The organism is Rhizobium sp. CF122 (assembly GCF_000282035.1).
Classification (GTDB): domain Bacteria; phylum Pseudomonadota; class Alphaproteobacteria; order Rhizobiales; family Rhizobiaceae; genus Rhizobium.
Genome location: NZ_AKKA01000107.1, coordinates 51308 through 65500, shown reverse-complemented (window position 1 = coordinate 65500; position 14193 = coordinate 51308). Strand labels below are relative to the sequence as shown.

The window sequence follows — 14193 nt, the reverse complement described above, 5'->3', positions numbered from 1 at the left end:
GCTGCCATGGATCATCCGTCAGCATCGCGCCTCGCCGTGCCTGAAGAAGATGTCATCGAAGCGAGAGCATTTATCGATCTGTTCATGATCGCTCCTCAGACGCTCGCAGACCAGGCTGCGTTTTGCTGTATGCAATTGGGTGCAGGCTGCGCAATATCGCTGCCCAGTGCGCCTGCCATCGGTCTCAATCGTATCCTCGGCATAGCAGAACTCGACGACCTCGACACCGCCTACGCGTGGATGAGCAAGAAGGCAGGCCGCCGATTTTTGCAAGTAAACCCTGACGCGGCTCCTCAGCAAACGCGCGATTGGATACGGAAAAAGGGGCTTCTCCCTGAAGGTAACGGGTGGGCAAAGCTACGACGAGCCGCTCCTATCACGCCCCTTACCCACACTGGAGATATCAGCACCCAACAGGTCAATGTCGCCGAAGCCAAGATTTTCGGTTCAATGATGTGCGCCGGATTTAACTTTCCAGCGAACCTGATGCCACTTTGGTCAGCAATCGTCGGCAAGGAAGGCTGGACCTGTTTCTTTGCCGAGCTGAAAGGAAAAGCAATTGCGACCGGCGCAATGTATGCGTCAAATGGCTGGGCGTGGCTTGGTGGTGGCGCAACGATTCCCGAGTTTCGCAATCGAGGAGCTCAGAAGGCCCTCATCACCGCGCGCCTGAACGAGGGCGCCACTCAGGGAGTTAAATCATTTGTCGTTGAAACCGCGCAACCGACGGCAAACGACCCGAACATCTCTCACGCCAATCTGATCGCGACTGGATTCGAACAGATTTACACAAGGATGAACTACCGGTTTTCGGATGCTTCATAAGGGACGTTAGACACCATAGGTCTGCGCCTCGAGTTGTCGCTTTCTTTCCAGTTGCCGCGCTTGCTACGGATTCCGAGGCAATCCGCCCCCGCATTCCGAAATGATGCCGCCCCCCAATTCCGAGAATTAACCGCCCCCTTGTTCCGAGATGATGTCGCCCCCTGAGTGGGCTGTTTGTCGGGGTGTCCTGCTGGTGAGACGTTCGTCCTTTCAGTTGCCTGAGAGGAAGGAACGGGATGCCAGCGGAGAGACTAAAGATGCGGCGTGTCCGCGAGATTCTGAGATAACAGATTTGAGCAAGGGCTCGGCCACAAGTCGATTGCGGTGCGGGTTGGTGCTGCGCCCTCGACGGTGCGCGAGACGCACAGGTCGAGATGGTGGGGCATGAGGGCTCGAGTTTTTCTGGCTGCCTTGGGAGCAGTATGCGGGACAGGATTCGGTTTCTTGTTGGCCGAACTTGATTATCCCATGTGGACCATGGCCGTTGTGTTCCTGTTCTCGGTGTGGTGCACATGGCTGATCGCGCGAGGAACTTTCCGGTGAAGGCTAGTCAGAAAAAGGCTGAGCCGTCGCCGACATCCTATTTCGGAAACAAGAATGTGACCACCGCCCGGACTCCCCAGCCGTCCGGCCCATTCTCCGGCGAATCCGCCCAGTAACGCGCGCCTACGCCAAAGCTCACGGGCTGTTCGCCGAACTTCACCACCTTTGAGACCTGAAAGTTAATCGGGATTGACCACTCATCATTTTCCCAGTCGTATGTACTCTCGGTGTTCAACGAGAACGTCCATGCCTCGTGCGTCGTATAAGAGATGAAGGGTTGCAGGAATGTCGAACTGACGTCAGCCCGGTCGCTCTGCCCCGCGAACGACCATACGTGGTTGGCCAGTATTCCGAAGGTCCATGGCCCGTCTTGCTTCAGAGCAACGCCGGTTGGACCAGCGCCCCACTTTCCGCTTCCGAGGAACTCGTCGGTTGCTGTGGGAAGCAGGAACACCGGGCCAACGCCCCAGATGATTCCATTTTCGGTTGGTTTGGCAGGCGACAGGAAGAAACTCTGCAGCGTGTCACCGAGGCCAAACTGCTCTCCCGACGGTCCAGCGATATCATCTTGCCAGGTCACAGGCAGGATTGTGCGCGAAATCAGGTTCCAGTCTTCATTTAGCGAGAACGGAATTACAGGTTGGATATTCAGAGTAGCATGGTCGCCATCCTGCGGTCCGTAGCCTTGGTCGTAGTTGAATTGGAATGGAACACTAATCAGCGAGGCAATTGGGTTTGAGAGCTTCTTCGCCAATTCTTCGCTGGATTGGGCATGAGCCGATGCGGCTACGGAGGTCAGAAGGACGGCGTAACTCAAGGATTTTAGTGAACCTGATGCCACAGTCATGCTCCTACCTGCAGTTGTTCTAAAACCGGCGGAGCCATGCAGGACACCCCAGGTCGCATGCTGCAAGGACGATGAAAGAGTCCGTATGTCGGCGCAAGTGCATGGCTGCAACATACGACGCAAAAATAAGTCGGCTCGAAAGGCGCGGCCAACGAGCGTCCGCTTCTCTAATCGGGCATTTGGGTCAAGCACTTTTTTGATCGTCGTTGGCCTGATCGTTCACGCGGGTCACGCTTCTCTTCGCAGTCTATTGGCCCCTTTGCGTTTGGAGCCGCTGCACGCATGCATGGGATCAGGGTCTGGAAAGCCTCTTTGGGACGCGCTCGAAGCGCAGCGGACACAAACGGCTTTATCCATCCCGTCGTCCGCATGGGACGATCCTGCCGGGATCGGTTTCGAGGGCTGTGTTAAATCATGCTGCAGCCTCCGATCCGAACCGGAACTCGGTACCATCGACCCACATGGGATGGAGCACGACGGCAATTTTGCGGGCAACAGCGACGATGGCTCGCCGCCGTCCCTTCGTTTTCATCAGACGCGTGGTGGCATTTGCTAGCCGCAACGCCGTGGCGGCGCCATTCCTGCCATTGCCCAGGAATCGAAAACGAATAGAGCGAAAGACCATCCGCTATGCGTCTTTAAAGGCGGGCTGTCTTTTCGATCTCAGCTGGAGCAACCATCGGGCCCCTAAATTTGCGCGGAGATGAATGTCACAATCCTGTTCGAATCGATGGCTAGATGGGCGAATCGGGAACGAGGATCAGCAGATGGCAGAAGAGAAGCCCCTGGATTTCGCAGGAGAAATCGTCGATTTCGACGCCGGGCACGGAGAGGCCGCGACCGTCGAGATGGATGACTATACCAAGAGCCTGGCTCAGGCCAAGGCAAAGTCAGTCAAGCTGGTGGACGCGATCACGGGCGCCGCACTGAAGAAGAAGGATGCGATCCATTTTGACGATATGCGCCCCTCGCTCGCAGATTTCGTGCGGCAGAAACACCCCGGCCTCCGCTCGGACGACTACATCAGTCGCAAGGTGGTCGATGACTATCGCGGCCAGTACATTGCCGAACTGCTGCGCGACGAACGCGGCGAGCTCTCCAACCTTGAGGACGAAGTCGTCGAGAGCCTGAAGAGCCACGACACGCTCGCCGAAAACATCGAGGAGGACTACGAGGAACACCGTTCACTCGGCGATCGTGTTGCCGATGTCGTCGCAGTCTTCGGCGGAAGCTGGAGCTTCATCATCTCCTTCTGCTTGTTCCTCGCCGTCTGGATGGGTATCAACGTGGTGCTTGGCGAGAAGGAAGCTTTCGACGTCTATCCTTTCATCCTGCTAAACCTTATCCTTTCGACCATTGCCGCCCTGCAGGCGCCGATCATCATGATGAGCCAGCGCCGCCAGGAAGCAAAGGATCGGTTGCGGGCGCTTAACGACTATAAGGTCAATCTCAAGGCCGAGCTGGAAATCCGGCACCTGCATGAAAAGGTCGATCACCTGTTGAACCGGCAGTGGGAACGACTGACCGAGATCCAGCAGATCCAGATCGAAATGATGTTGGAACAGGCCAAGGCCGCCACTCGCGCGTTGAAGATGAGCAAGGCGCAAAAATCCAAGACCAATGCGCTCAAGAACCTCTTCAGCACCACGCCCAAGGCGGACGAGACCGACGAATAGGAAGAGTAGCCGGTCCAGCCTGGACGGTTAACCCAGCATGTTGGGCGCCGCATATCGAACCTATGAAAGAGCCGCCCATGAATTCCCACGCAGGATTCAACAACTTGGGCGTTTTAGTAGCGGCGTGAAGGATTCGTGGTGGAGTCGGAGACGCCTCAGCGGCGTCTGTTCGTCAAGGGCGTGTGAAATCCCGATTTCCGCTTGTTCGCGTCGGCCGAATGCCCACGAACGTCTCGTCTGCGAAGCGCCAACAGCGGTCATTCAAAAGTTCTGATTGCCGCAATTCTCCGTGCATATGAACCCTCTTCTGTCGTCAAAGCTACGGTCGCGCTACTGCGAGTGGCGGTAACGGAGTGCATTGACGACCGCGGTGAACGCGGGCGTCAACTGACGGCGGCTAGGGTAGTAAAGGTGGTAGCCTGAGAAAGGCTGGCAATAATCGTCGAGCAGCACCGTCAACCGGTTCTCCTCGAGGTGGCCTCTGACGCGGTTTTCCGGGACATAGGCCAGACCGTGCCCGGCGAGTGCCGCCGTGATGATCATGCCGACGCTGTTGAACATGAGCTGGCCCTCGACGCGGACGTTCAGCTCCCTGCCGTCCTTCTCGAACTCCCACGCATAAAGCCCCCCATAGGTAGGAAGGCGGAGGTTTATGCAGTTGTGGTTCGTCAGCTCCTGAGGGGTATGCGGCACGCCGTGGGCTGCAAGATATCTCGGGGCGCCGACGACGATCATGCGCATGTTCGGTCCGATGGGAACGGCGATCATGTCCTTGGCGATCACCTCACCGATCCGGACGCCCGCATCGTACTGTTCGGCGACGATGTCCGTGAGGCCGTAGTCGATGACGATCTCGACCTTGATGTCGGGGAACTCCGGAAGGAACGGGTCCAGGGCGGGCCAGAGCACATCCTCTGCGGCATGCTGGTCGGCGGTGATCCTCACCGTCCCCGAAGGCTTCTCCTTGAGGCCGCTCAGGGCCGCGATCCCGGAGTTGATCCCGTCGAAGTGCGGTCCGACCGACTGGAGCAGCAGCTCGCCCGCCTCTGTCGGGGAGACGCCGCGCGTGTTCCGGGTCAGCAGACGGATGCCGAGCCGCTCTTCCAGACCTCGCAGGGTTTGGCTCAGCGCCGACTGCGACACCCCGATCTTTGCCGCCGCGCGGGTGAAGCTCCGCTCCCGCGCCACGATCAGAAAAGCGGCAATGTCCTGGATGTTGTCACGCGCCACGATATTAGTCCTGCTTATAACGGTATACGCTCAATAGCAGCTAACGGAGGAACTGGCCACGGTCTATATTCGCTTCATCAGATCACGAAAGGAACGATCATGAAGAAGCGCACACTCGGTAACGGCCTGGAAGTCTCCGCCATCGGTCTGGGCTGTATGGGCCTCACCTTCGGCTACGGTCCGGCGACGGACACCTCTGACGCGGTTGCTCTCATCCGCGCCGCCTACGACAAAGGCGTCACGTTCTTCGACTCCGCAGAAGCCTACGGCGCTGCGAACGAAGAGATGGTGGGCGAAGCCGTTCAGCCGTTCCGCGACCAGGTAGTCGTCGCTACAAAGTTCGGTTTCAAGAACGGCAGGCCGAAGGACGGTCTCGACAGCAGCCCGGCCCGCATTCGTCTCGTTGCGGAGCAGTCGCTGAGGCGTCTCCGAACTGATGTCATCGACCTGTTCTACCAGCACCGCGTCGACCCGAACGTGCCGATCGAGGATGTTGCCGGAACAGTCAAGGACCTGATCGCCGAAGGCAAGGTCAAGCACTTCGGAATGTCGGAAGCCGGCGTCGAGATGATCAGCCGCGCCCACGCCGTCCAGCCGCTGACCGCCCTTCAGAGCGAGTATTCGCTTTGGACCCGCGAGCCCGAGGAGGCGATCATCCCGCTTCTCGAGAAGCTCGGCATCGGCTTCGTGCCGTTCTCTCCCCTCGGCAAAGGCTTCCTGACGGGTGCCATCAACGAAGGCACGTCCTTCCCCGAGGGCGACATCCGCAACACGCTTCCGCGCTTTGAGGCGGACGCCCGTACCGCCAACCAGGCGCTGGTGAACGTGGTGGGCGAGATCGCCGACGGCCGCAAGGCAACGCGCGCCCAGGTCGCCATCGCATGGCTCCTCGCGCAGAAGCCATGGATCGTCCCGATCCCCGGCACCACCAAGCTGCATCGTCTCGAGGAAAACGCCGGATCGGTCGCGGTCGAGCTGACCGCCGACGACCTTTCCAGAATCAAGGAGGCCCTGTCCAAGATCGAGGTCGTGGGCTCGCGGTACAACGCCGCCCAGCAGGCGACGATCAACCGCTAACAGCCTCCCCGCTTCAACCAGTCAGGACATCGAAACTGCGCGCCGCAAGAAGACGGCGCGCAGAACGGGTCCGCACGTCATCAAGGAACATCGCCATGGAAGTGCAGTCACTCAAGGGCCGCGTCGCCCTCGTCACCGGAGGAAGTACCGGACTTGGATTCGGTGCGGCGAAGAAGCTGATCAAGGAAGGTGCCGTCGTCTACATCACCGGCCGCCGTCAGGCGGAGCTGGATCGCGCCGTCGGCGAACTCGGTTCTTCGGCCAAGGCGATCCAGGCCGACGCCGCCAACAAGGCGGATATGCTGCGGGTGGCAGACACCATCAAGTCCGTCCACGGCCAGCTCGACATCCTGTTCGCCAACGCCGGCGGCGGACACGCGACACCGCTGGAGGAACTCACCGAGGAACAGATCGACCGGGAACTGAGCGTCAACATCAAGGGCGTCGTCCTGACGGTGCAGAGCCTTCTCCCGGTTCTCCGCGACGGCGCGTCGGTTGTGCTCAACGCCTCGATCACGGCCGACATGGGCCTGCCCGGTTTCGCCGTCTACGCCTCGACGAAGGCTGCGGTCCGTTCGCTCGCGCGGAGCTGGACCACCGATCTCAAGCACCGCAGGATTCGCGTCAACACGATCAGCCCCGGCGTGGTGCCGACCGAAGGCTACAGCCACGTCCAGAAGCTCAGCGACGACGATATCGCGGCCTACGCCACCCGCGTCGCGACGGAAATCCCGGCCGGCCGCGTCGGTACCGCCGAGGACATCGCCGACGCCCTCGTTTTCCTGGCGTCCAATTCCAGCAAGTACATCACCGGGATCGACCTCGTCGTCGACGGTGGCATGACGCGCGTCTACGCGGGCAGGAACTGACCATGGACGCGAAGAAATCCGAGGAGCGCCACATCATCTGCGAACTCCGTTGCGAGAGCGCCAACCGCGAACGGGTCCGGGAACTGATCCTCATGTTCGTGGAGCCGGCACGGATGGAGGAGGGATGCATCTACTACGACCTTCACCAGAAGATCGACGATCCCAACACGTTCTTCATCCTCGACGGATGGACGAACCAGGACGCCGTGGACGCGCATGCCGCCAATCCTCATGTCGCCCAGGTCATGAAAGACCTGGGTCCCCTTCTGACCTTCGGCCCTTCGATCACCCTGAGCACACGCGTCAGTGATTGATTGGCCCGCCAGAGCTCCAAGGCCGATAGGTGCCGAAATGAAATCTTTGCCATCAACAAGTCTGAGATCGAGGGGAGGTTGACTAAATGGAAGAGCTACCGATACCACGATAAGCTTTGGGAGACCCCTCGTTCATCTTCTGTCCGAAGTCCGCTTTGGGCCGGAAGCGGAAACCAAACTGGCCTCGAATAGCGCCCTTCAGGAAGCAGTCACGCTGCGCCAATTCCCTGCTTCGTCCCATGGCCGATTGAGTTGAAGGCGGGGCTGTCACACGCTCGCGCCCAGGGTGATGAGAAGTTCATCCAACTGCTCGAACTGCTCGGGCATCGCGTCTTCCATGCCGACGAAAGCCTCGTCGAGCGCTTCCTTCGAGGGATAGAGTTCTTGCAGGACCAGCAGCGTCCTGCCGTCCTCTTCCTCGAAGGTCACCGTGGTGACGGCGGCGTCATCGCTTTCGTCATTGGTCCAGACGAGGCGCGAAGGCGGCGACACTTCGAGATACTTGCCGAAGAAGGCCATGGAGTCCGAGGCGTCATGTCCGAACGCGATGCGATAGCTGCCCCCGGTGCGAACATCCATCTCGCAGGAAAGCAGGGGGACGCCGCACGACTTTGGCGCCCACCACAGCTTAAACAACTCGGGCTTGGTCCACGCGTCGAACACGAGGCGAACCGGGCCGTTGAAGGTGCGTGTCACGACGAGTTCGCACTCGGACCTCCGTTCGACGGCCGTGCGGCCGTTACTCCCTCTGCCACCCATCGACTTTCTCCTTCCGTTTTAGGGCCTCGACGACTTCGTCCAGCGCGTCGAAGCGTGCGTTCCAGATCTGGCGGCGCGCTTCGATCCAGGCCGCCTCTTCCTCGAGCCCGCGCAGGCCGAGCCTGCAGGTCCGCACACGCCCGACCTTCTCCGTCGTAACCAGCCCCGCCTGCTCCAAGACGCCGACGTGCTTCTTCATGCCCGTGAGGGTCATGTGGAACTTCTCTGCAAGCTCCGTGATCGAAGCATCCGCACTCCCGAGCTGCTCCAGAACGCCGCGTCGAGTGGCGTCCGAGAGCGCGGCAAAGGAGGCATCAAGGCGAGCTGTCGAAAACTGAACCATCTAGTTCAGTGTCTAGCACACGGATCGGCGTCATGCAAGGGGGCCGAGATCGGCCGCCAGGTGATCGGCGAGCAGCAGACCTTCCAAACGTCCGCCGTGGGCGGCGAGGCGACGATTGTGATATCTTTCACCCGTCCATTAGGGACGTTGCGGCGGGAGGTGTGGCGGAGACTTCGTCATGGAAACCGTCGTAATGTGTACCCGGCATCCGTGGAACAAGGGCGTCCTTGTCGGTCAAAAGCCGCCACTCCTTAAAATGTCTGGTCGATCCGCGTTCGCCTTGAAATGAGCGGGGCGATCCGTGAGCTAACCCTCTTCAATCTCGCCATCGACAGCAAGCTTCGTGCGTGCGATCTCGTTAGGCTGCGGGTCGAAGACCCGTGGTCGGGAAGCTCAACTCGAGATCGCGCGACCATCATTCAGAAGAAAACAAAGCGGTCAGTGCAATTCGAGGTCACAGAGCAGACAAAGATTGCATCGGTGGCGTGGCTCCCGTTTGTCCGCAGGTGCGGAGGTAGCTACTTTTTTCCGAGTCGTCGCGAGAGATCGGAGCATCTGTCCACAAGGCAGTACGCCCGTATCGTCCATAGATGGGTCGCCAGCATTGGCCTAGATAGCAGTGCCTATCCTTGAACACGCGCTCACGGACCGTTCGCGTTACAGCATATGCGCCGACGAGACGCGGCCAGTCCTCGCCGAACGGGACTTCGGCCGTCTGGTCCGTCGTTGTCGCGAAACCATCGAGTGAGATATTGAGATCAACACGAACTGCCAGTGCAGTCCTCCTTGCGAGTGGTTGCACCATAACCGCCCCTACATTCAGGGATGAACACTAAGGCAAGTGCCTTTTTATCCTTGACCGGTGCCCTCGACTCAATTTACTAAGGCGTATGCCTTACCATTCAACTCCCCTCGACCTCGCCTTTCACGCCCTCAGCGATCCGACCCGCCGCGCTGTGGTGTCGCGGCTGGTCGAGGGCGAGTTGCCGGTCAGCACCCTGGCCGAGCCTTTCAACATGGCGCTGCCCTCCTTCGCCCAGCATCTCAAGGTGCTGGAAGATTGCGGGCTGATCGCCAGCGAGAAGCGCGGGCGCAGCCGCTGGTGCCGGCTGGTGCAGGCGCGGTTCGACGAGGCGGCGGACTGGATGGAAGCGGAGCGCCGGCGCTGGGCCGAGCGGTTGGATGGGCTGGAAGTCTACTTGGACAAGACGGAAGAGGAGGATGATGAAGATGGCAAACCTGTTTGACGCTTGGTCGCTTAATCGAGAAATCGTGCTGGTGAAGCTGCTGCATCACCCACGCGACAAGGTCTTTGCCGCCTGGATGGACCCCAGGGCGCTAGCCGAATGGTACGGTCCGGCCGGCCTTAGAATAGAGAGCCACGAGGCCGATATCCGCGAGGGTGGGGTCTGGCGGTTCGACATGGTGGGCGTGTTCGAGGGCCATGAGCAGCGCTTCCCGAACCTCATGCGCTTTCTGGAGATCGTGCCAAACGAGCGGATCGTGATGGACTATGGCACGCCCGATCCCGCCGACCCCGACCGTTTCCGCACTACGGTGACCTTCGATGAGCAGGCCAACGGCAAGACGGTCCTGACAATGCGCCAGCTCCATCCCAGCTCCGAGCGGCGTCAGGTCGTCATCGGCTTCGGCGCGGTCGAATACGGGCTGCAGACGCTGGATGGCCTCGCAGCCTGGCTGGACGGCTGAGCGTTGGCCAATCAGCGCCGTGCGCCCGCGCATTTCTCCGTTTGATGTTGTTGTGGGCTCCACCGAAGGCGCAATGACTTCAACGGGCTAAATCCGGCGAACGCCTGGGCGGCTTCGTGCCATGGGCGGACATTCTCGCTTTCCGCGAAGAAACCAGCTAAACGTGTAGCAACTAAATTGCAAGGTTGCGAGCGGTGGCAAGAAAAGCGGAGTACACTGTGTTCCGCCGGGTGCGAAAGCGATCGGCGACGAATTGCAACGCCGAACCGGCATTTGTCCCACAGTGATCGGTACCCCAGAGCCCGCCTTGAATACCGGGTGGCGCGAAGAGCTAGATGCGGCCCTGCCCTCGCTCAAAGAGGTGCAGTTTCGGATCGAAGAGGTGTTGGCTGGAGGCGCGGTATCGATCGCCGCCACCAGCCGGTGCGCTGTCTCGCTGGCGACACTCCCCGCCGTCGCGAAGCATCATCCCTCGGCCTGCATTGTGTGGTTCGATTCACATGGCGATCTAAACCCACCAGAGGCTAGCACTACCGGATATCTCGGCGGTCTGGCGTTTGCGGGACCGCTCGGCCTTTGGGATTCGGGGCTTGGTGCAGGTTTGAGCTTGGACCAGGTCGTTCTCGTCGGTCAGCGTGACCTTGATCCTTACGAGCTGAATCTGATCGCGAAACATGGTATTCCGCACATCAAGCCAGGTGTCGATCTCGCCATCGAGCTTAGGACCGCTATCGCTGGCCGTTCCGTCTATGCCCACCTCGACTGCGATGTTTTGGAGCCGGGCATTGTGCCGACAGACTACGAACACGAAGGCGGCTTGTCGCTGGATGATCTGCGCGTCTGCTGCAAGGTGATCGCAGAACACCACTTCGTCGGTATAGAAATTGCGGAGTTCCAGAACTCGTGGAAGGCTGACGGCCCGCCGGTATCGCCGAGCGCTCTACTCGATGCCATGGAGCCAGTTTTGACGATTGGCCCTAACTGAGTGAACGGCAGTTTTGGGCCCAAAAGCAGAGGGAGTGCTCCGGTTCGGGCCGACAGGCGACCAACTGCTCTTCAGCAATGCGCCATGTGTGGACGTATATGGACCCCGCCCGATTGCAACGGTTGACCAAGATCAGGATCGACGGTCACTGCGCTTTGACCTCATCCGGCCACTGCCGGCGAACCTCATGCCCGTTCTTCCCCGATCGTGAGAACCTCCAACGTACTCTCCATGGAGAAACGCCCTTTGCTCGTCCATGGAAAGCGGATCACCGATCAACGCGACAGGACAACGTGGGAGCAAGACACCGGTTACCGCTCTTCGCCATTTTAGGAGAACCTGTGCTCCTTGCTTTTGAACGGTGAGGCGAACAGCGTTTGGCCCACCGAAATCGAACGATCGCCTTCCGTACGTACGACAAGCGACGGGAGTTCCGGTAAGTCAAGATGGACAACCGTGTCCGCGCCCAGCCTTTCAATGTGCCGCACGACGCCGTGCCACTTTCCATCCGTCGTGGAAAGCGAAATGTGCTCAGGACGGATGCCATAGGTCTTGCAGCTCTCACGCTTGGCCGCCTCACCCTCGAAGAGGTTCATCTTGGGCGAGCCGATGAAGCCTGCAACGAACGGCGTGGCCGGATTGTTGTAGAGAGCCATCGGTGTTCCGACTTGCTCGATCGTTCCGCCGTTGAGCACGACAATCTTGTCGGCCATGGTCATCGCCTCGACCTGATCGTGCGTTACATAGATCATCGTTGCGCCAAGTTTGGCGTGCAGCTCAGTCAGCTCCATACGCATCTGCGCCCGCAACGAAGCGTCGAGGTTTGACAAGGGCTCATCGAACAAGAAGACCTTTGGATTGCGGATGATGGCGCGACCGATTGCGACGCGCTGCCGTTGTCCCCCCGAAAGCGCCTTGGGCTTTCGATCCAACAGATGGGAAAGCTGAAGAATGTCGGCGGTCTGCTTGACCTTTTCCGCGATCTCAGCCTTGGGCCGTTTGGCAAGCGACAGGCCGAAGCCGATATTCTCCGCCACGGTCAGATGAGGATAAAGGGCATAGGACTGGAAGACCATGGCGATGCCGCGCTGGGAGGGCTCGGCATCGGTAACGTCCTTGCCGTCGATGAATACCTTTCCCGAGCTCGACGTCTCAAGTCCTGAAATGATCCTCAGCAAAGTCGATTTTCCGCAACCTGAAGGACCGACGAAGACGCAGAATTCCCCCGCATCGATCGTGAGATCGACGCCCTTCATCACATCCAGGCTACCGAAGCTCTTGCGGACATTGTCAAGCACGACGCTGGTCATGGCCTATCCTTTCACTGCGCCGGCGGTCATCCCCGCCACGATCTGCCGGTTGAAGAACACAAAAACGATGAGAGGCGGAATGGTCACCAGCAGGATGTTCATGAACAAGAGGTTGAATTGGGTCTGGAACTGCCCCTGGAAATTATAGAGGGTGAGCTGGACCGTTACGTTTTCCCGGCCCGGCAGGTAGTAAAGCGGATTCGTGAAGTCGTTGAAGATGGCGATGGACTGCACGACGATGACGGTGACGGTCACCGGCTTCAATAGCGGGAGGACGACCCGGAAGAAAATCTGGAGCGGTTTGGCGCCGTCAATGATCGCCGCTTCATCGAGATCGCGCGGTATCGTCGCGATGAAGCTTCTAAACAGCAGCACCGTAAATGCGAGGCCATAAGCGACCTGGATCAGGATCATACCTGAGATCGACTTGAAAAGGCCAAGCGACTGCAGCACCCAGATGGTCGGCACGACTGCGGGCGGGATCATCAGCCCCGCTAGAACGCAACCATAGATCACCGTATTCCAACGCGAGGGGCGGCGTTGCAGAACGTATCCCACCATTGCACCGAACAGCACGAGAAGCGTGACCGCAACCACCGTGATAACGGTTGAATTGAAGTAGGCCAGCAGCAGCATGTAGTTGCGGGCCTGGAGCACCTCGATGAAGTTTTCCCAGAGGCGCCATTCAACAGGCAGGCTGAACCTCAACGACGCCGCGTCCTGCTTTGTCTTGGCGGCTGTAATGAAGATGAACAGGAAGGGGAGGACGAAGACCACGCCCGAAGCGGCAAGGGCTACGACCCCTGTGTAAAGTTGGCGACGCTTCACAGATCCACCTCTTTGCGATTGAACCAAGCTGTGAGGGGCAAAACGATCAGTCCGATAAGGACGAACAAGATGACGTTTCCGGCCGTCGACAGCCCGTAGAAGCCCGCCTGGTACTGCTTGTAGATGACGCTCGCCAGAACATCTGAGGAAAAGCCAGGTCCGCCGCGGGTCATTGCCCAGATCAGATCGAAGCTGCGCAGTCCGCCGATCAGCGATAGCGTCACGACCGTAACAGTTGCGGGCTTCACCAATGGGATGGTCACACGGAAGAACATCTGACGGCCGGTGGCGCCATCGATTCTGGCCGCCTCATAGTAGTCCGGACTGATGGATGCGAGCCCGGCGATATAGATGACCGTGGCGAGCCCTATGCCTTTCCAGAGATCGACGAAGACGATGGAATAGAGCGCCAGTGCCGGATCCGTCAGCCAGCCAGGACCATGAATGCCCACGGCGGCAAGCGCCACATTGATAAGACCCCGGGTGGGGTGCATGAGCATGGAAAAGGTGATGCCGACGCCGATGGTCGACACAAGAACTGGAAAGAAAATGACTGTGCGCAGGAAGCCCTGTGCCCACAGACCTGATGTCAACAGCACTGCCAGAAGCAAGCCAAGTACGGTCTTCGCGCCTGATGTCAGCACCGCGTAGATGACAGTATTGACGAGGCCCTGGACCAGGAACGGTTCACGGAAAAACTGCCGGTAATTTTCCAGACCAATGAACTGCGTGGTGAAGAGGTCCCACCGGGTGAGGCTGAACCAGAAAGAGGCAATCGTCGGCGCCAGAAAAAGGACGGTGAAAATCACAGCCGCTGGCAGGACGAACCAGTAGGGGTAAGGCGATCTGCGCGTAACCATGGGGGCTCCTTGAGCAC

At 59.3% G+C, this 14193-nt stretch carries 16 protein-coding genes and 2 pseudogenes; 9 read left to right on the top strand and 9 right to left on the bottom strand.

Features of this window, described 5'->3' with window-relative positions; genetic code table 11:
- Positions 1-6 precede the first annotated feature (6 nt).
- Complete coding sequence (locus PMI09_RS26040) at positions 7-825, top strand: GNAT family N-acetyltransferase (RefSeq protein ID WP_007801412.1); 819 nt, start codon at positions 7-9, stop codon at positions 823-825.
- Positions 826-1405: 580 nt separating this feature from the next.
- On the opposite strand, the gene PMI09_RS26035 is transcribed toward PMI09_RS26040, so the two are convergent.
- Both PMI09_RS26035 and PMI09_RS32425 read right to left on the bottom strand, forming a co-directional pair.
- Positions 1406-2215, bottom strand: coding sequence for a hypothetical protein (locus PMI09_RS26035; RefSeq protein ID WP_037084171.1), 810 nt, complete (start codon positions 2213-2215; stop codon positions 1406-1408).
- A gap of 412 nt (positions 2216-2627) precedes the next feature.
- Positions 2628-2735, bottom strand: a pseudogene (locus PMI09_RS32425) (IS110 family transposase); the annotation flags it as partial.
- Positions 2736-2982: 247 nt separating this feature from the next.
- Here PMI09_RS32425 and PMI09_RS26025 point away from each other — a divergent pair.
- Entirely contained in the window at positions 2983-3891 is a 909-nt protein-coding gene (locus tag PMI09_RS26025; protein ID WP_007801408.1) for a DUF1003 domain-containing protein, read from the top strand.
- Positions 3892-4221: 330 nt separating this feature from the next.
- On the opposite strand, the gene PMI09_RS26020 is transcribed toward PMI09_RS26025, so the two are convergent.
- Entirely contained in the window at positions 4222-5121 is a 900-nt protein-coding gene (locus PMI09_RS26020; protein WP_007801407.1) for a LysR family transcriptional regulator, read from the bottom strand.
- Between the two features lie 99 nt (positions 5122-5220).
- Here PMI09_RS26020 and PMI09_RS26015 point away from each other — a divergent pair, with 99 nt between their 5' ends.
- The 3 genes from PMI09_RS26015 to PMI09_RS26005 all read left to right on the top strand — a co-directional run bounded on the left by PMI09_RS26015 (position 5221) and on the right by PMI09_RS26005 (position 7381).
- Positions 5221-6198, top strand: a complete 978-nt coding sequence (locus PMI09_RS26015; RefSeq protein WP_007801406.1) for an aldo/keto reductase — start codon at positions 5221-5223, stop codon at positions 6196-6198.
- Positions 6199-6293: 95 nt separating this feature from the next.
- A complete protein-coding gene (locus PMI09_RS26010; protein WP_007801405.1) occupies positions 6294-7067 on the top strand; it encodes an SDR family oxidoreductase in 774 nt (257 codons plus the stop codon).
- A gap of 2 nt (positions 7068-7069) precedes the next feature.
- Entirely contained in the window at positions 7070-7381 is a 312-nt protein-coding gene (locus tag PMI09_RS26005) for a putative quinol monooxygenase (protein WP_007801404.1), read from the top strand.
- A 267-nt stretch (positions 7382-7648) separates the two neighbouring features.
- On the opposite strand, the gene PMI09_RS26000 is transcribed toward PMI09_RS26005, so the two are convergent.
- The gene (locus PMI09_RS26000; RefSeq protein ID WP_007801403.1) at positions 7649-8140 is read right to left on the bottom strand and encodes an SRPBCC family protein; all 492 of its coding nucleotides are present in this window, start codon (positions 8138-8140) and stop codon (positions 7649-7651) included.
- Positions 8121-8483: an ArsR/SmtB family transcription factor gene (locus PMI09_RS25995; protein WP_007801402.1), complete on the bottom strand. Its 363-nt coding sequence runs from the start codon at positions 8481-8483 to the stop codon at positions 8121-8123. The genes PMI09_RS26000 and PMI09_RS25995 overlap by 20 nt, the downstream gene beginning before the upstream one ends.
- A gap of 285 nt (positions 8484-8768) precedes the next feature.
- Between PMI09_RS25995 and PMI09_RS32890 the strand changes: the two genes are divergently transcribed.
- A complete protein-coding gene (locus tag PMI09_RS32890) occupies positions 8769-9116 on the top strand; it encodes a tyrosine-type recombinase/integrase (protein ID WP_007801401.1) in 348 nt (115 codons plus the stop codon).
- Here the strand turns inward: PMI09_RS32890 and PMI09_RS32685 are convergent.
- Positions 9109-9258: pseudogene (locus tag PMI09_RS32685) on the bottom strand (dihydrofolate reductase family protein); the annotation flags it as partial. The gene PMI09_RS32890 and the pseudogene PMI09_RS32685 overlap by 8 nt on opposite strands.
- Before the next feature lie 115 nt (positions 9259-9373).
- Between PMI09_RS32685 and PMI09_RS25990 the strand changes: the two are divergent.
- The 3 genes from PMI09_RS25990 (at position 9374) to PMI09_RS25980 (ending at position 11178) form a co-directional block, all read left to right on the top strand.
- Positions 9374-9730, top strand: a complete 357-nt coding sequence (locus tag PMI09_RS25990; protein WP_007801400.1) for an ArsR/SmtB family transcription factor — start codon at positions 9374-9376, stop codon at positions 9728-9730.
- Positions 9705-10193 (top strand): SRPBCC family protein, encoded by a 489-nt coding sequence (locus PMI09_RS25985; protein ID WP_193385424.1) that lies wholly within the window; start codon positions 9705-9707, stop codon positions 10191-10193. Before PMI09_RS25990 ends, PMI09_RS25985 begins: the two co-directional genes overlap by 26 nt.
- Positions 10194-10500: 307 nt before the next feature.
- Positions 10501-11178 carry an arginase family protein gene (locus PMI09_RS25980; protein WP_007801398.1) on the top strand — a complete coding sequence of 226 codons (678 nt, stop codon included), beginning with the start codon at positions 10501-10503 and terminating at the stop codon, positions 11176-11178.
- Positions 11179-11507: 329 nt separating this feature from the next.
- Here PMI09_RS25980 and PMI09_RS25975 read toward each other — a convergent pair whose 3' ends face one another.
- Genes PMI09_RS25975 through PMI09_RS25965 form a run of 3 tightly spaced genes read right to left on the bottom strand, consistent with a single transcriptional unit; the run spans position 11508 to position 14176 of the window.
- Entirely contained in the window at positions 11508-12488 is a 981-nt protein-coding gene (locus PMI09_RS25975) for an ABC transporter ATP-binding protein (protein WP_007801397.1), read from the bottom strand.
- 3 nt (positions 12489-12491) lie between these two features.
- Positions 12492-13316, bottom strand: coding sequence for a carbohydrate ABC transporter permease (locus tag PMI09_RS25970; RefSeq protein WP_007801396.1), 825 nt, complete (start codon positions 13314-13316; stop codon positions 12492-12494).
- Positions 13313-14176, bottom strand: coding sequence for a carbohydrate ABC transporter permease (locus tag PMI09_RS25965; protein ID WP_007801395.1), 864 nt, complete (start codon positions 14174-14176; stop codon positions 13313-13315). The genes PMI09_RS25970 and PMI09_RS25965 overlap by 4 nt, the downstream gene beginning before the upstream one ends.
- Positions 14177-14193 lie beyond the last annotated feature (17 nt).